The sequence below is a fragment of the Jejuia spongiicola genome (assembly GCF_023502325.1).
GTDB classification, from domain to species: domain Bacteria; phylum Bacteroidota; class Bacteroidia; order Flavobacteriales; family Flavobacteriaceae; genus Wocania_A; species Wocania_A spongiicola.
Window position 1 is genome coordinate 15,391 of sequence record NZ_JAMFLZ010000006.1, and the last position, 20,371, is coordinate 35,761.

General features: G+C 31.9%; 21 protein-coding genes. 12 read left to right on the forward strand and 9 right to left on the reverse strand.

Annotation, left to right across the window (positions count from 1 at the left end; all coding sequences use genetic code 11):
- The first annotated feature begins 276 nt into the window (after positions 1–276).
- From M3P09_RS13530 to M3P09_RS13565, 8 genes are all read left to right on the forward strand, one after another.
- Positions 277–1,521 carry a hypothetical protein gene (locus tag M3P09_RS13530; RefSeq protein WP_249973544.1) on the forward strand — a complete coding sequence of 415 codons (1,245 nt, stop codon included), beginning with the start codon at positions 277–279 and terminating at the stop codon, positions 1,519–1,521.
- Positions 1,522–1,930: 409 nt separating this feature from the next.
- Positions 1,931–3,019: a M42 family metallopeptidase gene (locus M3P09_RS13535; RefSeq protein ID WP_099564091.1), complete on the forward strand. Its 1,089-nt coding sequence runs from the start codon at positions 1,931–1,933 to the stop codon at positions 3,017–3,019.
- 72 nt (positions 3,020–3,091) lie between these two features.
- A complete protein-coding gene (locus M3P09_RS13540; protein WP_249973545.1) occupies positions 3,092–4,243 on the forward strand; it encodes an aminotransferase class V-fold PLP-dependent enzyme in 1,152 nt (383 codons plus the stop codon).
- A gap of 9 nt (positions 4,244–4,252) precedes the next feature.
- A complete protein-coding gene (locus M3P09_RS13545; protein ID WP_249973546.1) occupies positions 4,253–4,807 on the forward strand; it encodes an NUDIX hydrolase in 555 nt (184 codons plus the stop codon).
- A gap of 64 nt (positions 4,808–4,871) precedes the next feature.
- On the forward strand, positions 4,872–5,546 hold the full coding sequence (locus M3P09_RS13550) for a PrsW family intramembrane metalloprotease (RefSeq protein ID WP_249973547.1): 675 nt from the start codon (positions 4,872–4,874) through the stop codon (positions 5,544–5,546).
- A 135-nt stretch (positions 5,547–5,681) separates the two neighbouring features.
- Complete coding sequence (locus M3P09_RS13555; RefSeq protein ID WP_249973548.1) at positions 5,682–6,167, forward strand: acyl-CoA carboxylase biotin carboxyl carrier protein subunit; 486 nt, start codon at positions 5,682–5,684, stop codon at positions 6,165–6,167.
- Positions 6,168–6,170: 3 nt separating this feature from the next.
- Positions 6,171–7,610: an acetyl-CoA carboxylase biotin carboxylase subunit gene (gene accC, locus M3P09_RS13560; protein ID WP_249973549.1), complete on the forward strand. Its 1,440-nt coding sequence runs from the start codon at positions 6,171–6,173 to the stop codon at positions 7,608–7,610.
- 55 nt (positions 7,611–7,665) lie between these two features.
- Positions 7,666–9,216 (forward strand): acyl-CoA carboxylase subunit beta, encoded by a 1,551-nt coding sequence (locus M3P09_RS13565; protein WP_099564085.1) that lies wholly within the window; start codon positions 7,666–7,668, stop codon positions 9,214–9,216.
- Positions 9,217–9,218: 2 nt separating this feature from the next.
- On the opposite strand, the gene M3P09_RS13570 is transcribed toward M3P09_RS13565, so the two are convergent.
- The 4 genes from M3P09_RS13570 to M3P09_RS13585 all read right to left on the reverse strand — a co-directional run bounded on the left by M3P09_RS13570 (position 9,219) and on the right by M3P09_RS13585 (position 12,238).
- Entirely contained in the window at positions 9,219–9,851 is a 633-nt protein-coding gene (locus M3P09_RS13570; protein WP_249973550.1) for a Frag1/DRAM/Sfk1 family protein, read from the reverse strand.
- A gap of 87 nt (positions 9,852–9,938) precedes the next feature.
- Positions 9,939–11,027, reverse strand: a complete 1,089-nt coding sequence (locus M3P09_RS13575) for an amidohydrolase family protein (RefSeq protein WP_249973551.1) — start codon at positions 11,025–11,027, stop codon at positions 9,939–9,941.
- 84 nt (positions 11,028–11,111) lie between these two features.
- Positions 11,112–11,720, reverse strand: a complete 609-nt coding sequence (locus M3P09_RS13580; RefSeq protein ID WP_249973552.1) for a DEAD/DEAH box helicase — start codon at positions 11,718–11,720, stop codon at positions 11,112–11,114.
- A gap of 71 nt (positions 11,721–11,791) precedes the next feature.
- A complete protein-coding gene (locus M3P09_RS13585; RefSeq protein ID WP_099564080.1) occupies positions 11,792–12,238 on the reverse strand; it encodes a DinB family protein in 447 nt (148 codons plus the stop codon).
- A gap of 94 nt (positions 12,239–12,332) precedes the next feature.
- Here M3P09_RS13585 and M3P09_RS13590 point away from each other — a divergent pair, with 94 nt between their 5' ends.
- Positions 12,333–13,538, forward strand: coding sequence for a multidrug effflux MFS transporter (locus tag M3P09_RS13590; protein WP_099564079.1), 1,206 nt, complete (start codon positions 12,333–12,335; stop codon positions 13,536–13,538).
- 8 nt (positions 13,539–13,546) lie between these two features.
- Here the strand turns inward: M3P09_RS13590 and M3P09_RS13595 are convergent, their stop codons facing one another.
- Positions 13,547–14,065 (reverse strand): DinB family protein, encoded by a 519-nt coding sequence (locus M3P09_RS13595; protein WP_249973553.1) that lies wholly within the window; start codon positions 14,063–14,065, stop codon positions 13,547–13,549.
- 12 nt (positions 14,066–14,077) lie between these two features.
- Positions 14,078–15,517 (reverse strand): pyridoxal phosphate-dependent decarboxylase family protein, encoded by a 1,440-nt coding sequence (locus M3P09_RS13600; RefSeq protein WP_249973554.1) that lies wholly within the window; start codon positions 15,515–15,517, stop codon positions 14,078–14,080.
- A gap of 134 nt (positions 15,518–15,651) precedes the next feature.
- Between M3P09_RS13600 and M3P09_RS13605 the strand changes: the two genes are divergently transcribed.
- Positions 15,652–16,095, forward strand: coding sequence for an Lrp/AsnC family transcriptional regulator (locus tag M3P09_RS13605; RefSeq protein ID WP_249973555.1), 444 nt, complete (start codon positions 15,652–15,654; stop codon positions 16,093–16,095).
- A gap of 15 nt (positions 16,096–16,110) precedes the next feature.
- Entirely contained in the window at positions 16,111–16,560 is a 450-nt protein-coding gene (locus M3P09_RS13610) for a pyridoxamine 5'-phosphate oxidase family protein (protein ID WP_249973556.1), read from the forward strand.
- Here the strand turns inward: M3P09_RS13610 and M3P09_RS13615 are convergent.
- Genes M3P09_RS13615 through M3P09_RS13625 form a run of 3 tightly spaced genes read right to left on the reverse strand, consistent with a single transcriptional unit; the run spans position 16,557 to position 19,910 of the window.
- Entirely contained in the window at positions 16,557–18,287 is a 1,731-nt protein-coding gene (locus M3P09_RS13615; RefSeq protein WP_249973557.1) for a sodium:solute symporter family protein, read from the reverse strand. The two genes, M3P09_RS13610 and M3P09_RS13615, sit on opposite strands and share 4 nt — an antisense overlap.
- Positions 18,277–18,534, reverse strand: a complete 258-nt coding sequence (locus M3P09_RS13620) for a DUF4212 domain-containing protein (protein ID WP_099564074.1) — start codon at positions 18,532–18,534, stop codon at positions 18,277–18,279. Before M3P09_RS13620 ends, M3P09_RS13615 begins: the two co-directional genes overlap by 11 nt.
- On the reverse strand, positions 18,531–19,910 hold the full coding sequence (locus M3P09_RS13625) for an alanine/glycine:cation symporter family protein (RefSeq protein WP_249973558.1): 1,380 nt from the start codon (positions 19,908–19,910) through the stop codon (positions 18,531–18,533). The genes M3P09_RS13620 and M3P09_RS13625 overlap by 4 nt, the downstream gene beginning before the upstream one ends.
- Before the next feature lie 67 nt (positions 19,911–19,977).
- On the opposite strand from M3P09_RS13625, the gene M3P09_RS13630 reads away from it, so the two are divergent.
- On the forward strand, positions 19,978–20,352 hold the full coding sequence (locus M3P09_RS13630; RefSeq protein WP_249973559.1) for a TfoX/Sxy family protein: 375 nt from the start codon (positions 19,978–19,980) through the stop codon (positions 20,350–20,352).
- The last annotated feature ends 19 nt before the right edge of the window (positions 20,353–20,371 follow it).

Here is a 20,371-nt window from a genome sequence, read left to right on the forward strand (position 1 = left end):
TGTAAAAAAAGGGGCGTTTATTACGCCAAAAATACTGAATTTCTTAAAACTAGATATCTTAGGTCTGAAATTATTAAAACACTTGACTTTGTCAGAAAAATTGTCGAAATTCGTTTAACGTAGTATATAAACCATTAAAACGGATTCATATACTTGAAAAACATTGTGTGTCATTAAGAACCCATTATGTAAAAAAAATTATCTTTCAGTAACTCAAGTTTTCTAATATCTAATAGAGAAGTTAAAATGACTAATTCTTACACAACAAAATAATATATGACCGACTTCATTAAATCTATAAGAAACACCAATAATATATTAATAGTGGTTTCTGTTATTTTGTTGTTTTTTTCGATTCGCTCAGATGATAGATTCAGATATATAGAAGCTAGACAAGAAATAGACTCATTAAAAAATTTAAATTATAACTCTTATTTTAGTTATGTTGATAAAGATATTTCTAAAAGATTCAACAAATATTCTGATAATCTCAGAGACAGCTTAATTAAATATGAGGTGAATTTTAAGGTTGCTAATGATTTTAAATATAAAAGTTCACTCACATTAAATTGGCCAAAAAAAGAAAGTAAAATTTCTGAAATTATAGATTTTTTTAATCAAAAAAATAATGTTGGATACATACAAGAAAATGAAGACTTTACGATAATTAAAAAACTAATATCAAGTTTTGAATTTGATATAACTCAATCTCAACGTGATTACCAACTTGGAATGTCTTCAATAAAATATCCAGAAAAAATTATTCTCAAAAACATAAAAATCGTTCTTGATTCAAGTATTGAAAGCACATATAAGGACTCTAAATTTGATATTCGTAGGACTGATATAGGGAAAGTAGAATCAATGAATAACGATAACCATCGATATTGGTTTGTTATTGAAGATAGTGATTCCGATATGTCCAAGAGTTTCAAGTCAGAAGATATAAATATTCTTAGTACAATTCGTTCAACATATTATGCAAAAGGATGGTTATTTGAAAACTATCCTCATCTATGTTCTAAAGATAGTGACACAATTATTTCTACAATATTTCCAAAAGTCCATAGAGTTTTGGGTGAAATTGAAAATAAGTCTTTATCTGATGCATCTAAATATTTAATTGACAAAATTATTAAATCGGAAAAGAGCGTAAAAATATTTGGTATAACTGTTCGCGAACAAACTTTACTCTTAATTGGTCCAGGAATAATATTTTTCTTAATGTTTTATATACTTGTTCAAGTTAAAAACATTAATATCTTATTGACTAAAACTACACATATAGAAATTTCATATCCGTGGTTTGGAGTAATGTCAAATAGTTTGTCAAGAATTGTTCTTTTTCTATCAGTAATAGCACTTCCATCTACAACGGCAATATATATTTTAATTAATTACAGAGTCGATTTTAGTCTCAAAACGATAGTAGCTAGTTTTTTTGTGATAGGAATAATTATTATTGGAATTTTAATAAATTATAACCTTTATTTTACCCAAAAAAAGATTATTTTAAAGTAAAAGAACATTAGAAATAATTATTTTTAAATACATAATTAGTAAAAAAAATCAGTTAAACGAACACACAACAATGGCTATAATTCATTGTGGTTTTGTGCCACACCAAAATAAAAGTATAAATCAAACGGCTGGATTTCGGCGGAATAATCCTGCGGATGATTCCACAACGAAATCATAGCCTAGACCGTTAAACGAACTTCTCCAAAATAAAGCACCTTTCTGTTTAATTATATAAGCTAGCAGATACCTGCGTTAGGGATTGCAGTAGAAAGCCCACAGTGCCTTTTTGGCGCGAGGACTTGTAACGGAAAGCCCGACCCTTGGGTAACGCCAAAAAAAAATAATTAAGAGATCCTTTAAATCATTTTTTTACATTTTATATTATTATTTTAGTGCAAAACTTTTATAAATGGCAAAAAAGAGCATTCTTAATAAAAAATCGATAGACTTTTTAGAAAAATATTTAAATAATGCAGCTCCTACAGGGTACGAATGGACTGGGCAAAAACTTTGGATGGATTATCTAAAGCCTTATGTTGATGAGTTTATTACAGATACTTACGGAACAGCTGTTGGGGTAATAAACCCAAAAGCTAAATACAAGGTGGTTATTGAAGGGCACGCCGATGAAATTTCGTGGTATGTAAATTACATTTCGGATAACGGATTAATTTATGTGATTAGAAATGGCGGAAGCGATCACCAAATAGCACCAAGTAAAATTGTTAATATACATACTAAAAAAGGCATTGTAAAAGGTGTTTTTGGCTGGCCGGCAATTCATACTCGAAATAGAGCTAAAGAAGAAGCGCCAAAGCCAGATAATATTTTTATTGATTGTGGGTGCAAAACAAAAGAAGAAGTTGAGAAATTAGGTGTACATGTAGGATGTGTTATTACCTATCCGGATGAATTTCATATTTTAAATAAAGAGAATTTTGTTTGTCGTGCTTTAGACAATAGAATGGGTGGTTTCATGATTGCTGAAGTAGCCCGATTACTTAAAGAAAATAAAAAAGAATTACCTTTTGGGCTTTATATTACTAATTCTGTTCAAGAAGAAATTGGATTGCGTGGTGCAGAAATGATTACTCATACCATTAAACCAAACGTAGCCATTGTAACGGATGTTACGCATGATACGACAACACCAATGATTGAAAAGAAAAAGGAAGGTCATCTAGAGCTTGGTAAAGGACCTGTTGTTGCTTATGCCCCTGCTGTGCAACAAAAACTACGTGATTTAATTACTGAAACTGCTGAAGAAAAGAAGATACCTTTCCAGCGTTCAGCATTGTCTAGAGCTACTGGAACCGATACTGATGCTTTTGCTTACAGTAATGGCGGTGTTGCTTCTGCTTTAATTTCTTTACCGCTTCGTTACATGCACACTACTGTAGAAATGGTACATAGAGATGATGTGGAAAATGTAATTAAATTAATTTACGAAACGCTACTTAATATAAAAGATGGAGAATCTTTTAGCTATTTTGAATAATTTGTCCTTTTGAGCACAGCTGTGAACTACAAAACAATTTGGGCTGTGCTCAAAGTGATACAATTTTTTTCCATGCAAAATCAAAAACATTTATTCGATATTCCTGAAGACATAACCTATTTAAACATAGCTAGTCAATCGCCATCTTTTAAAGCGATGTATGACGCTGGTATAGAAGGGCTAAAACAGAAAAGTCGCCCCTACAAAATCAGGGTTTCAGATTATTTTGAACCTGTTATAGAACTTAAAAAGCTATTCGCTCAACTTATTGATGCAGATGATTTTAATCGTATTGCAACAATTCCATCGGCTTCTTATGGCATAGCAACTGTTGCTAATAATATTGTTTTAAAAGAGCATGATGAAATTCTAATTATAGATGAGCAATTTCCTAGTAATGTTTATACATGGCAAAAATTAGCTGAAAAATATAACGCTACAATAAAAACTATCAGTCCTCCAAAATCTGATACTAATCGTGTTAAGCTTTGGAACGAAGCCATTTTAAATGCTATAAATAGTAATACTGCTGTGATTGCCATGGGCAATATTCATTGGTCAAATGGGAGTTTATTCGATTTAAAAGCAGTTAGTAAGAAAGCGAAACAATACAATGCTCTTTTAATTGTTGATGGATCGCAATCTATAGGTGCACTACCCTTCTCTATTAAAGAAATTCAACCTGATGCCTTAATTTGTGCTGGTTATAAATGGTTATTTGGTCCTTATGGATGCGCTTATGCTTATTATGGAACTTACTTTGATAATGGTAATCCCATTGAAGAAAATTGGTCTAACCGATTGAATAGTGAAAACTTTGCAAGATTAACAAATTATGAGTCTAGGTATAAACCTTTAGCTAACCGTTATTCTGTTGGTGAAAGTGGAAATTTTATTTATGTTAGGATACAAATTGAAGCTTTAAAACAAGTTATAGAATGGACGCCAAAAGCCATACAAGGTTATTGTGAAAACATTTCTAATGAAGCTGTTAAAGAACTTAAAATTTTAGGTTGCTATATTGAAGATTCAGAATATAGAACACACCATCTATTCGGAATTAGATTACCTGACAAACTAAATGTTGAAGCCTTAAAAAAAGACTTATCCAACAAAAATATTTTTGTTTCATTTAGAGGTAATTACATTAGAATTTCTTGTCATTTATTCAACACATCTGAAGATTTTAAGCCTCTAATCTCATGTATAGCTTCGCATTTATAAAAGTATAATATGGACGAGTTTATTGATATAGTAACAAAGCAAGGTGAACCAACTGGTAAATCTGTACCTAAATCAATCATCCATAAAGAAGGACATTACCATAACACAGCTCATGTTTGGTTTTACACCAACAAAGGAGATATTTTATTATCACAACGCTCTTCAAAGAAAGTAATTTGTCCGCTCCTTTGGGATGTTTCGGTAGCTGGACATGTTGATGCTGGTGAAACCATTATTCATGCTGCCATAAGAGAAACTAAAGAAGAGATTGGGTTGTCCATTTTTAAAAATGGTTTGAATAAAATAGGCATTTTTGAATGTTTTCAAACCTATGAAAATGGTATTATTGACAATGAGTTTCATCATACTTTCATTTCAGAATTAAAAATTACTCTTTCAGATTTAACGCCTCAAATTGAAGAGGTAGAAGCTTTAAAACTAGTTTCTACAGATAATTTTAAACAGTTAATTGATAATATCAACAATAACGGAAATCATTTTGTTGCATCGAATAAATCGTATTACGAAACTGTTTTGCAAAACATTATAGGAAGAATTAGATAACTATATTTTTTTAACTACTTTTAATCTGAATATGTTAACCGCTTTTATATAGCTCATTTTGTAAATGAATTTACTGCTTACTGCAATTGCTCCAGTTTTTATTATAATACTTTATATTTATTTTAAAGATAAATACGAAAAAGAGCCTAAACGTTTACTTTTTTACAACTTTTTATTAGGCGCCATTGTAAGTATTGTAATTACTACTATTCTTTATTATGCCTTTGATGTGATTTTACCATTAACAAACCATACTAGTATTTTTCAGCAGTTTATAAAAGCTTTTTTTGTAGTTGCATTAACTGAGGAGTTTAGCAAATATGTAATTGTTAGATACTTTTCGCAAAAACACAAAGCTTTTAACGAACCGTTTGACGGTATTGTTTACGCCGTTATGGTATCAATGGGTTTTGCTGCAACCGAAAATATTTTTTACGTACTAGAAGGCGGTTATCAAACAGCATTACTTAGAGCATTTACTGCAGTTCCAGCACATGCAACTTTTGGTATTTTAATGGGCTACTATATGGGGAAAGCTAAATTCTCTAATAATAGAATAACACTAAACTTAACCGGATTATTACTGGCAGTTTTTTTTCATGGCGCTTACGACTTTTTCTTATTTATAGATTTTGTTCCTGGAATTTGGATTGGTGCTTTTGTATCGCTTTTTATAGGTTTGTTACTGTCTCGAAAAGCAATAAAACGTCATCAAGATAATTCTCATTTTAAAGCCTAAATACATGATAAAATTCATGTTTTCTTGCTCAATAATTAAATAATTTTACCAAACAAAACAGAATTGATTCATAAAAATAAGAATCAATTCACGTACATTATAATTATATTTACTACGAACTAAATTACAACGCTTATGAGTAATATTTTTAAAGCCAACGTAAATAATACTTTCGATTTTGAAATTAAAGACGAAGATCTATCTACTCTAGATGCTTTGCAAGTTTCAGAAACTGAATATCATGTTCTTCAGCAAAACAAATCTTATAAATCTGAAATGGTTAATGCAGATTTAAATACAAAATCGTACAAAGTAAAAGTTAATAACAATACTTATAACGTTAGCATTTTCAACAACTTAGACCTTTTAATTAAAGATATGGGGTTTGAAATTGGTTCAACTAAACATGTCGATTCTATAAAGGCCCCTATGCCTGGCTTAATTTTAGATATTGCAATTAAAGTTAATCAAGAAGTTAAAGAAAATGATACATTATTAATTCTTGAAGCCATGAAAATGGAAAATATTATTACATCTCCGAGAGATGGTGTTATTAAATCTATTTCAGTAAACAAAGGTGATGCTGTAGAAAAAAATCAGTTGTTAATTGAATTTCAATAGACTATGAAAAAAATATTAATTGCAAACAGAGGTGAAATAGCTATTAGAGTTATGAAAACGGCTCAAAAAATGGGTATAAAAACGGTAGCAGTATTTTCTACTGCAGATAGAAATGCGCCGCATGTAAAATTTGCAGATGAAGCCGTTTGTATTGGCGAACCTCCTTCAAGCCAATCCTATTTAAGAGGCGATAAAATTATTAAAGTTGCTAAGCAATTGCAGGTAGATGCCATTCATCCAGGTTATGGTTTTTTAAGTGAAAATGCAGATTTTGCTGAACTTGCCGAAAAAAATAACATCCTTTTTATTGGTCCACGTTCAAAAGCCATAAAGATGATGGGCGACAAACTTGCCGCTAAAGACGCTGTAAAAGATTACGATATCCCTATGGTTCCTGGTGTTGACAGAGCTGTTACAAACCCAATTGAAGCGGTTGAAATTGCAAAACAGATAGGGTTCCCAATTCTTATTAAAGCAGCAGCTGGTGGCGGCGGTAAAGGCATGCGTGTTGTAGAACAAGAAAAAGATGTTGAAGAACAAATGAAACGCGCAATAAGTGAAGCTACTTCTGCTTTTGGCGATGGTTCTGTTTTTGTCGAAAAATATGTTACTTCTCCTCGACATATAGAAATTCAAGTCATGGCAGATAGTCATGGTAATGTATTGCATTTCTTTGAGCGAGAATGCAGTATTCAACGGCGTCATCAAAAAGTGGTTGAAGAAGCTCCTTCTTGTGTTTTAACTCCCGAGTTACGTGAAAAAATGGGTCAAGCGGCTATTAATGTTGCAAAATCTTGCGATTATTTAGGCGCTGGAACTGTCGAGTTTTTATTAGATGCTGAACATAATTTCTACTTTTTAGAAATGAATACAAGACTACAAGTAGAACATCCTGTTACCGAATTAATTTCTGGTGTAGATTTAGTTGAACTTCAAATTCGAGTAGCTCGTGGTGAAGCACTTCAAGTAAAACAAGAAGATTTAAAAATTAACGGACATGCTTTAGAATTACGTGTTTACGCTGAAGACCCGTTAAACAGTTTCTTACCAAGTGTTGGGCACTTAGATGTATATAAACTCCCGGTTGGAAAAAACATTCGTGTAGATAATGGTTTTGAAGAAGGTATGGATATTCCAATTTATTACGACCCGATGCTTTCAAAATTAATTACCTATGGAAACACTAGAGATGAAGCCATTCAGCTTATGATAAAAGCCATTGAAAACTATCATGTTGAAGGGGTTCAAACCACACTCCCATTTGGGAAATACGTTTGTAATCATGATGCTTTCCGTTCTGGAAATTTTGACACACATTTTGTAAAGGATTATTATTCACCAGAAGCTTTACAAAAAGAAACGGAAAACGAAGCGAAAATTGCAGCTCTTATTGCTGTAAAACAATATATAAAAGATCAAAGCTTATTACGATTACCTAAATAAGTTAATAAAATTAAACCATTAAACTTCGCAACTTTGCGACTTAGCAAAAAAAGATATGAGCTCAAAAGAAAATAAACTAAACAAACTCAATGAACGTATTGCTTTAGCACATTTAGGAGGTGGACAAAAACGCATTGACAAACAACATGCAAAGAAAAAATTAACAGCCAGAGAGCGAGTTAATTATTTAATGGATGATGGTTCTTTTGAAGAAATTGGTATGCTGGTAACTCATAGAACAACCGATTTTGGGATGGAAAAAGAAATCTATTTTGGTGATGGGGTAATTACTGGTTATGGTACTGTAAATGGTAGATTAGTATATGTATACGCTCAAGATTTTACGGTTTTTGGTGGAGCATTATCCGAAACACACGCAGAAAAAATTTGTAAGATTATGGATTTAGCAGTAAAAGTTGGAGCTCCAATTATTGGTTTAAACGATTCTGGTGGCGCACGTATTCAAGAAGGTGTGAGGTCTTTAGGCGGTTATGCCGATATTTTTTATAGAAATGTTCAAGCATCTGGAGTCATTCCACAAATCTCAGCTATTATGGGGCCTTGTGCAGGCGGTGCTGTATATTCTCCTGCCATGACAGATTTTACAATGATGGTAGAAAATACTAGTTACATGTTTGTAACAGGCCCCAATGTAGTAAAAACAGTTACCAACGAAGAAGTTACAAGCGAAGAATTAGGAGGAGCATTCACCCATGCATCAAAATCTGGTGTTGCGCACAAAACTTCAGCAAATGATATTGAATGTCTTGAAGATTTAAAAAAGCTTTTAAGCTACTTACCACAAAATAATACAGAGACTACTGAAAAATTAGACTTTAAACTCAAAGATGAAATAAGAGATGTTTTATCTGATATAGTTCCTGATAATCCAAATAAACCTTATGACATGCATGAGGTTATCTCTGGCATTATAGATGAAGATTCTTTCTATGAAATTCATAAAGACTATGCAGAAAATATTATTGTTGGATTTGCTCGCTTAGGAGGGCGAAGTGTTGGAATAATTGCTAATCAGCCTCAATTTTTAGCTGGTGTATTAGGAGTAAAAAGCTCTACTAAAGCGGCTCGGTTTACACGTTTTTGCGACTGTTTTAATATTCCATTACTAGTTTTAGTAGATGTACCAGGGTTTTTACCTGGAACCGATCAAGAATGGAATGGTATTATAGTTCATGGTGCTAAACTATTGTATGCACTAAGCGAAGCCACCGTGCCAAGAGTTACGGTAATTACCAGAAAAGCTTATGGCGGTGCTTACGATGTTATGAATTCTAAACATATTGGTGCCGACTTAAACTTTGCATGGCCAGGAGCAGAAATAGCCGTTATGGGAGCTAAAGGAGCTAGTGAGATTATATTTAGAAGAGAGATTGCAGCCGCAGATGATCCTGCTGAAAAATTAGCTGAAAAAGAAACTGAATACGCCGAAAAATTCGCAAACCCGTATCGTGCAGCACAGCGAGGGTTTATAGATGAAGTTATTTTACCTAAAAATACACGACGTAAACTTATAAAAGCGTTTTCTATGCTTGAAGACAAAGTAGTAGATACTCCAAAACGGAAACATGGAAATATTCCTTTGTAAAATTAAAAATCTAAACAGATTCTATAAGATTCTAATATATAATGTATTGCAATAATAATTAGCGCAATAGTTTCTGCCCAAAATAAGGAAATAAAGCTTCCATTAGTAAAAAATGATATTGCTAAACATGCAACAGATACTATTGCTAAAATTCTACTTTTCCATTTATCCTCGGGATCATGAATAAAAAAGATAACTATCGCACTTCCAACAAAAAATATTAAAGCAAAAGCTATATGAATGTATTCAGATATATTTCTATTATAGTGAAAAACAGCTATTCCAATAAGTGAAATGCCAAAAACCACATTATACCATTTCCCAATTCGTTTCTTATCATAAATAGATTGATTCAAAACAGATATTGATTTAAGTTGGGGCTTTCTCTTTTCATCATTCTCAACTTTAAAATATAAAGCACCATTAAGCAAAAACGTCATTCCTGCAATACCAAATAATAATCCAAAAATATAGCTATCCTTCATATCTACGTAGGCACTTATACTTGGTCTTACTTGTTTATCTATTAAAAATAAGATAAGCGGAATAAACATGCATATAAAAGTGATGATAATTTCTACAATCAAAAATATTCTATCATCTGCTGTATATCGTTCTTGAATTCTAAAGCGCATGGTATTGAAACTTAAATTATTAATCTTCTTAAAATTAAGCAATTAAATCTCAATAATAAATAACCCATACTAAGTATTTAATAAGTTCTAATTTGGAAATAAACTTTTATCTAAACCCGGAACAATGCGTAATGCATTTTTATAATATACTTTTTTAAGAACTTCATCTGGTAAATCTAAACCATACATTGCCCAATATGCGTGATATTTTTTGTGATATGGAAAATACTCATCGTTACTTTCTAAAACTCTAAAATAAGTAGGAAATTCTTCTGGCTTCCAACTATCTTTTCCAAAAAGAATTCTATCTTGATATTTTATAAAAAAAGCTTTTGCAAATCGAGGTTGTCTACCCAATTCGGCAATAATAGCTCCAATACCAACATTCATATTTGGGATCTCATCAAGTAACTTTCCTAGTTTTCCTAAGTTATTTGCATACCAACCCATATGCGCATTTATAAATATAGTTTTCGGGTGATTTTTAAACATATGGTGTTGTTCAGCAATAATTTGTTCCCAAGGCGCCGGATCTGTTACACTACGTTTTCTTCGCGGGTGTGTTTTAAGTTCTAACCAACGTTCGTTATCTATATCAAATTCATCCCAAAAAGATTTAGGGTCCGCTGAGTGAATTAATACTGGAATTCCTAAATCTCCACAAGCCTCCCAAATAGGATTTAATCGTTCATCATCAATAGCCAATCTATTTCCATTAACATCTTTATTATACATACCCAGGCTTTTATATACTTTTAGTCCTCGTGCACCATTTTTCACATCTTCTTTTAACTGATTAACTTTTTCTTCAATCCAACCATCTGCCCCTGCTCCATTAAAATTAATATTAGCAAAAACAACAAACCGATTTGGGTAATGATCTGCAATATTCTTTACAGATTTCTGTAAATCTTCACCAGAACGACCACTTAAATTCACCATAATTCCCATATTCAAGGTGTCCATTGCTGCAATAACTGGAGTTAAATTTTGTGTTGGCATTCTGTATTGATGCCCATGTATATCAATGAATGGGAATTTTGCTTTTTTAATAACTTTCCCCGGTACTACAAGTGTTGATGTTGGATTATAATCTTCAAAAGAAACATCTTGTGCATTACTATTGTAAATTAAAGACAATGTTAAGCACAGAATACTAATTTTTTTAAAATTCATTTTTGGAATGATTTAGTTGAATGATAAAAGTAGGCATCAAATTAAGAATGCCCTAAAACTTTAAGATGGGTTTAACGAAAATGCTTAAAGTTTAACAACTTGAGCGTTATACATAAAGGAGTCTTGCCAACGCTCAAAACGTGCATCAAACTTAGAAGCAAAAATAAGGTATTGGCATTTACCAATACTTTCTGGTGTTCTGGTAACTTCTGACAGATTATTATTTCTAAATAAAAAATCGGCATCTTCAACAATAAACATTTGCAGTTTATTCAAATTAATCCCATTCATGTAAAATAACTTATTCAACCGCTTTGGTGTTGCAATTACAATATCTGTTCCTACATAAATTTCATCCCGTTGTGAATCAATATCATACTCATCATATGCACAATACACTCGTAAATCTGTTCCTCTTTTAAAATCGTTAAACACCCTTTCTAAATCTTGTGCAGCCTGTTTGTCTTTTACAAAAATTAACGCTCGTGGGGCATCTTCAAAAGCCGTTTTTAGTTTCTGTATAACACTAATTACAATACTTGTAGTTTTACCTTTTCCATCTGGTGCTATTGCAAATAAACTTGCGCCTCCTTTTATTTTAGATAAGATTTGTTTTTGAAGCGGTAAAGGTTCTTCAAACCCTTTATTACTAATAGTATCTGCTAATGGTTCAATTAATTTTTTAAAAGACATAAAAGGTTTTGTTTAAACAACAAAGTTAAGTTTTTAAATATCAAAAGTTGAGTTGAAAAAAACAAAAATATTTAAGAATCTAATAAGCGTCTATGGTAATTTATTTGTCCCAGATGGTACGCTAAATGCGTTGTTAAATGTGTTAAAAAAAATTCTGTGGTCATTTTGTCTTCAAAAACGCGACGTGAGTATTCTTTTTGTAAGTCATCATGTGTTAGAGTTTTTAAAGTATTCTCAACAATAAGCTTTACATCGTTTACTTGCTTTATTAGCTCTGTTCTTGGTACATCTTTTAGTGAAAACTCTAAGTCTCTTTGTCTTACATAACCTGATTTCCCAAATTCAGCTCCAATAAAATGGTTAAGGTTTCCAACTAAATGCAAACATAAATTACCAGCACAATTGCTAATACCATCTTTTAAAACCCAAAGATTTTTTTCATCATTATAAGATTCAATTTCACCTTTTAACCTATCTAAATCCCTTTTAAATATTTTTATTAATGTTTCTGTACCCATACCTTTTAAATTGATAAACAAATTTAAGAATATTAATATTTCAAATTAATATAAAATAACCTTTTACGACGTTAAATTAACTTATTTTTGCCCAATGCAAAATAACAACACTTTCAAATTTGAATTTGTAGCTTTAATGGCGTCATTAATGTCTATTGTTGCTTTATCTATAGACGCCTTATTACCTGCCTTACCAGAAATAGGAAGTGCTTTGGGGGTTACAAACCCTGCCAATAATCAACTTTTAATTACGATGATTTTTTTAGGCTTAGGGTTTGGACAACTTCTTTTCGGGCCATTATCTGACAGCTTTGGAAGAAAACCTATTGTATATATTGGGTTTATAGTTTTTATAATAGCTAGCATTATTTGCGTTACTACTAAAAATTTTGAAATGATGATTCTAGGTAGAGTATTGCAAGGAGTTGGATTATCGTCTCCCAGAAGTTTGAGTATATCTATGATAAGAGATTCTTATAGTGGCAATTACATGGCTAAAATACTATCAATAGTTGTGATGTTTTTTATTTTAGTTCCTGTAGTAGCTCCTGCTTTAGGTCAGTTTTTAATTAACCTTTACAATTGGGAGTCAGTATTTTATTTTAATTTGGTTTTTGGTATTTTAATAATGATTTGGTTTTGGCTACGACAGCCAGAAACATTAGGAAAAGATAAACGTATTAAATTTACAAGCCATCTTTTTATTGATGGTACAAAAGAATTTTTTAAACATAAAGATGCTGTAGCATTTACATTAATTTCTGGCTTTATTACAGGGTCGTTTATGGTGTATTTAAGTACGTCGCAACAAATATTTCAAGAACAATATAATTTGGCAGATATGTTTCCTTATATATTTGCAAGTTTAGCTATTTCTGTTGGATTAGCTACCTTTTTAAATAGCAGATTTGTAGTTAAATATGGCATGATGAAAATTGCTTATGTTTCCTGTATAGCCTACGCTATTATATCAATTTTATATGTAGTTATATTCTCTTCTGGAGAAAATCCGAGTATAGCTATATTATTAACCTTTTTTGCTTTACAATTTTTTGCAGTAGGTTTTTTATTTGGAAACTTACGAGCTTTAGCTATGCAACCTCTTGGGCATATAGCTGGTATAGGAGCGGCAATAAACGGATTTGTTTCAACCGTAATGGCAGTACCTATTGCAAACTATATTGGTGGTTTTGTTTCCACATCGGTACTACCATTATTTATTGGGTTTTCAATTTTTGGTATTTTGTCATTTATAGTGTTTATTATAGTAAAAAGAAAAGTTACTATTATAAACGCCTAAATTGATTTTTACAAATAGAGCTCTTTTATAACACCCATATGCCAAATATCGTGACCAATAACCGTAAATGCAGCAGCTCTAGCTGACATAGCATCATTATTAGCATTACCTATAAATTCTAAATCATCCTGTTTTAAACTTTGCAATAATAATATAGAATTTTGCCTAACAATTTTAAATTCTTCAATAAGAGATTCAATACTTTTATTATCTGCATTCGAAGGCTCAATGTATATATTTTGGTTATAACCAGCTAGTGCTGTTTCGTCATGGCGTGCTATTCTAAAACAACGATGCATAAATATACGCTCAGTATCTATTAAGTGCTGAAAAACCTCTTTAACGTTCCATTTACCTTCCGCATATTTATAGTTTAATTTATCTGATGGAATGGATTGAAAAAACTGTAATACGTTATTTGCTCCAACTTTAAAGCCATCAACCAATGTTATATTATTTGATAATTTGTCAATATATCTACCATAATATTCATTGAACTCACTTTGTTTTAAATCTTTTATTGTCATAGTTTTTTTTATTTAAATAGTTACTAAATTATGTTCTTTTTTATAAATAGCTCGTTTTTTATTAAGCAAGTTTATTAATTTATCTAGGTGAGCTTCAGTAGTGTTATAATTAGTAATACAAGCTCGTAATGTAAATTTATTTCCAACTGGGTAATTTATTAACCATGCTTCTCCAGTTTCTAAAAAAGATTCATAGATATACGTAGAAAACTCTGGCTCATTCCCAAATTCAACATCAGTAAAACAAGCTATCGGTAGTTCTGTATTATTATAAAGCTTCCAATTATTAGCTTCTAGTTTTCGTTTTAAAAGTTGTCCCATTTTCATTTGATGAGAAATAGTTTCATCAAAACCTTTCCATCCAAAAACCAAAAGAGGCATGTACAATTTGAGTCCTATAAAACGACGAGACCATTGTATAGAATGTGTATATGATCCTAGTTTACTTATATCATCTTCTTCCTGAGGCATAAAGTTTGCCGTAATACTAAAGGTTTTGCTTAAAATATTTCGATGTTTCGTTATAAACATACTTGTAGCCATAGGAACTGACAACCATTTATGAGCGTCAAAAGTTATAGAATCTGCTTTTTCAATACCTTTTTGAAGATATTTATACTTTTGTGTTAATACCACTGCTCCGCCATAAGCTGCATCAGCATGTAACCATATACTATATTTTTTTGCGATAACCGATATTTCATTGATAGGATCTATAGCTCCTGCTCCAGTTGTACCCATAGTTGACACAATCATTAAAGGAATTTTGCCTTTGCTTAAATCATTTAAAATTTCGTTTTCTAGTTTAAACGGAATCATTTTTTGGTTATCATCTACTTCAATATATTTTACCGAGTTTATACCCAATCCACAAATTTTCGCAGCTTTAATCGTTGCATGATGGCTAGCCTTAGAGCAGTAAATAATTGGTGTACCCGATACTGCATGCAATCCTTCTTCAGCATAGTCAGAGAATTTATTATTTAAAGCCGTTAATAAAGCAGTTAAATTTGCTTCTTGACCGCCTGTGGTAAAAACACCGTCAATATTTGGTTGTTCATATCCAAATTTCTTTCCAATTTCTTGAATAAGCATATGTTCTATTTCTACAGCATAAGGTGCATGTCCCCATGCTGCTAGTTGGGGGTTAAATGTAGCTGTAATAGCATCAGCAACAATAGATGGAAAACTAGAACGTGGATTAAACATACCATAATATAATGGGTGAGGTGTGTGCACAGCATGTTGCTTAAGTCCTTTTACTACTTTATCTATAGCTTCTTCTGTCGACCTAGCTGTGTTAAAATCAGCATCAATAGTTTTTAGAACTTCAGCTCTATTTTCATTATTAACAACATCAATAATTTCAGTATTAGCATAGTAAGATTCTAGTTTTTCAGATAGATAATTCCAGATTTCTTTACGTTGTTTAGTTTCTAAATCGAATATCATAATACAAGGTTTTAAATTGAACATTTTTTCTATTCCAAAATTAGATAACAAAAACATTATAAAAAATTAATATATTTTGAATAATCAAATTAATGCCTTATTTTTGAATGTATTTTATTTAAATAACCTTAATTATGAATATTGATAAAACAAATTGGCTAATATTAGAACAATTACAACTAAATGCAAGAATGCCTTTAACTGAACTATCGAAAAAAGTAGGACTCTCTTCTCCTTCGGTAGCTGAACGAATTCAAAAAATGGAAGATGCTGGCATTATTAATCGCTATGAAGTAAAATTAGGAATGGAAGCTATTGGTTATCCAATGGGTGTATTCATATCTGCAAAAATCCGTTTCGGACAAGTTGAAAAATTTCACGAATTCATAAAAACAAAACCAGAAATAACCGAATGCTACAAATTAACTGGTAATGATTGTTTAATGATGAAAGCTAATGTTAGAAATACAAAACATTTAGAAGAACTGAATAGTACACTATCTCATTTTGGGGAATTAACAACCTCTTTAATTCTTTCTGCTGTAGTTGACAGGCGCGTTTATAACTCGGATTTTTAACAAAAAACATATAATATGCTTACCGCAAAAGTAAAAGAATGTATTGAAAAAAGTGTTTTATGCTGGTTAGCAACAGCTTCAAATGAAGATATTCCTAATGTCTCTCCAAAAGAGATTTTTAATTATTATGGTGAAAATTATATCATAGTTGCAAATATTGCATCTCCTCAAACCTTAAAAAACATTAAACAAAACCCTAATGTATGCCTAAGCTTTATTGATATTTTTGTTCAAAAAGGTTATCAAATAAAAGGAAAAGGGTTTATTATTGATAAAAAAGATGAGACATTTTCTATAATGGAAGCTGTTTTATTAAAGATGACTGAAGGAAAGTTTCCTTTTTCAACCATAACAAAAATAAAAGTAGAAAGTATTAAACCCATACTTGCTCCAAAATATATTTTATATCCTAACACAACAGAAGAGCAACAAATTGAAAGTGCTAAAAAAACCTATGGTATTTAGTGATTTACCGCCTCTCCTGCTCCACTAGGTATTCTAATCTTTTCAACAATGTCTTGAACCTCTTTTGGAGGTGCCTTGGTAAACTTCATAATTGTAATAGACACTATAAAATTAAGTAGCATTGCTACTGTACCAAAACCTTCTGGAGAAATACCAAACCACCATTCACTTTTATTTGGTACAACTTCATCAAACCATCCTAGTTTATACTTAATCATATACAACAACATCGCAGTTATACCTACTACCATACCTGCAATGGCTCCTTCCTTATTCATTCGTTTATAAAATATTCCTAAAATAATAGCTGGAAAAAATGAAGCTGCTGCTAATCCAAATGCTAATGCTACTGTTGCTGCAACGAACCCTGGCGGGTTTATACCAAAATATCCAGCAACACAAACAGCAACAACTGCTGATAAACGTGCAGCCACCAATTCGCCTTTTTCTGAAATTTTTGGGTTTATCATTTTCTTAATTAAATCATGAGAAACTGATGCAGAAATAACTAATAATAATCCTGCCGCTGTAGATAATGCTGCTGCTAAAGCTCCAGCTGCTACTAAAGCTATAACCCAATTTGGCAATTGAGCAATTTCTGGGTTAGCTAAAACCATAATATCTCTATCTACCACTAATTCATTTTTAGATTTGTCTGCTACATATTGAATTAATCCATCATTATTTTTATCAGTAAACGTTATTAATTTTGTAGTCTCCCACTTCTTAAACCATTCTGGCACGTTAGCATAAGGTTGATTTGAAACCGTTTCAATCATATTTGTTCTTGCAAAAACAGAAACTGCTGGTGCTGTTGTATATAAAATTACAATAAGCAATAACGCAATACCTGCAGATTTACGAGCATCTTTAACACGTTTTACTGTGAAAAACCGAACAATTACATGTGGTAATCCAGCTGTACCAACCATTAAAGCTAATGTAATTGCAAAAACATCTATTAATGGTTTTGAGCCTTCAGTATATTCAGAAAAACCAAGATCAGTGCTTAAACCATCTAATTTATCTAATAAATAAGTTCCAGAACCATCGGCTAATTCACCACCAAACCCTAATTGTGGAATTGGGTTTCCTGTCATTTGTATAGAAATAAAAATGGCTGGTACCATAAAGGCAAAAATCAACACACAGTATTGTGCAACTTGCGTATAAGTAATGCCTTTCATACCGCCTAAAACTGCATAAAATAACACGATTAGCATACCTATGATAACCCCTGTATTAATATCAACTTCTAAGAAGCGGGAAAACACTAATCCAACGCCTCGCATTTGTCCTGCTACATAGGTAAACGATACTAGAAGTGCACAAAATACGCCAACTGTACGTGCTGTATTGGAATAATATCTATCACCAATAAAATCGGGCACTGTAAATTTCCCAAACTTCCTTAAATAAGGCGCTAACAATAATGCTAATAACACATAACCTCCAGTCCAACCCATTAAATATACGGCTCCATCATATCCAGCAAAAGAAATAATTCCTGCCATAGATATAAACGACGCAGCACTCATCCAATCGGCAGCAGTAGCCATACCATTAGCTAACGGCGAAACACCTCCGCCTGCAACATAAAACTCTTTTGTTGATCCTGCTCTGGACCAAATGGCAATACCTATGTATAAAGTAAATGTTAAACCAACTAAAATATATGTCCAATTTTGAACGCTTACTTGTTCTGCTATCAATAAACTATTCATCATAACCATACTTTTTATCTAATTTATTCATTAAGCGAACATATACAAAAATGAGAATTACAAACACATACATAGAACCTTGTTGTGCAAACCAAAACCCTAGTTTAAATCCTCCAATCTTAATTTCATTTAAAGCATCTTTAAAAATGATTCCAGCACCAAATGACACCAAAAACCATATAAATAGCAATATGAGAACATACCTAATGTTTTCTTTCCAATAGGCTTTAGAATTACTTTTGTTGGTCATAATTTATTTTCTTTTAAACGTTTTTTATAAGCAGATAACTCTTTTACAACTTTTGGTGCAAGTATTATAGTTGACAGCATAGTAGGTATAGCCATTAAAGCAAATACGCCATCAATAAGGTTTATCATCATATCCAAAGTAGTTGTCGCTCCCAAAATAATACTCGCTATATAAAAGTAATTGTAATAATGTTTTTTATCTGCTCCAATTAAAAACGACATACATTTTGATCCATAATATGAATATGAAAACAGTGAAGATACACTAAAAACTGCAATACATATCAACAACAAATATTTTCCAAATCCAGGCATTGCTTCACTAAATGCAGACGCAGTTAAGCTCACACCATTATCTGAAGTTGTTTCCCAAACACCTGTTACTAAAATAGCCAACGCTGTAAGTGTACAAACAATTAATGTATCAATCGCTGGCCCTAGCATAGCCACTAAACCTTCTCGAACTGGCTCATCTGTTTTAGCTGCACCATGTGCTAACGGAGCTGTTCCAATACCTGCTTCGTTTGAGAAAGCACCTCGTTTAATTCCTAGTAAAATCAACCCTCCAACAAGGCCTCCAAAAAAAGCATCGCCTTTAAAATTATTAGCTGCAAAAGCATCAGTAAAAATCATTGCAAAATATTTAGGAACTGTTTCAATATTAACAGCTAAAATAATCAGTACAGAAACAAAATAAAGCAATACCATTGAAGGTACCATTTTAGATGCTGTTTTACTTATACGTCCTAAACCACCAAGAATAACAACACCAGTAATACTAACTAAAACCAATCCAACAATTAAATTTGATGTAAATCCAATCTCAAATCCATTAGGTTTAAGCAAAATATCATTAACAGCTTGAGTGAGTTGATTGACATTAAAAACTGGTAATGCGCCTATTAAACCGCAAACACTAAACATAATTGCTAATGGTTTCCATGATTTACCTAAGCCTTCCATAATAAAATACATGGGGCCGCCTTGTAACTCGCCTGCACTGTCTTTTCCTCTAAACATAATGGCTAATGTTGAAGTAAAAAACTTGGTAGACATCCCAACTACTGCGCTTACCCACATCCAAAATACTGCTCCTGGACCGCCAATGGAAATTGCCACCGCAACTCCAGCAATATTGCCCATACCAATGGTAGATGACAAAGCTGTTGTTAATGCTTGAAAGTGACTAATCTGCCCAGGATCGTTTGGGTCATCATATTTACCACGAAGTACTTGAATAGCATGACCAAGCAAACGAAATGTTGCAAATCTTGAACGAATAAGTAAATACAAACCGCCTCCAATAAGTAATATAAGTAACGGCAAACCCCAAACTGCACTAGAAAAATCTGCAGTAAGTTGTTTAAGTTGTTCCATAAAGTGTTGTTAGTTTAAGCTATAAATGTATTAAATTTACTAGTAATATTTTTTTTAATTATAGTTTATGGCTTACGATGAATTTTTAGCAGATAGAATTAGGCAGCATTTAAAAGACAAACACACACATTTTGATGAGTTAAAAATGATGGGCGGTTTGTGCTTTAAAGTAGATAATAAAATGCTTTGTGGTATCCATATTGACAAGAAATATGGAGATAGTTTATTAATGGCTCGCATAGGTGAAGACGTTTATTTAAATGAATTAGAAAAACCTGAATGTTTACCCATGGATTTTACTGGTCGCCCGATGCGTGGTTATATTTTTGTAACACCAGATGGTTTTGATACTGACGATGATTTAAGTTATTGGGTTGATTTGTGTTTAGCTTTTAACCCATTGGCTAAGGCTAGTAAGTCTAAACGAAAATTAAAAAAATAAAACCTGTATTGATTTTTTA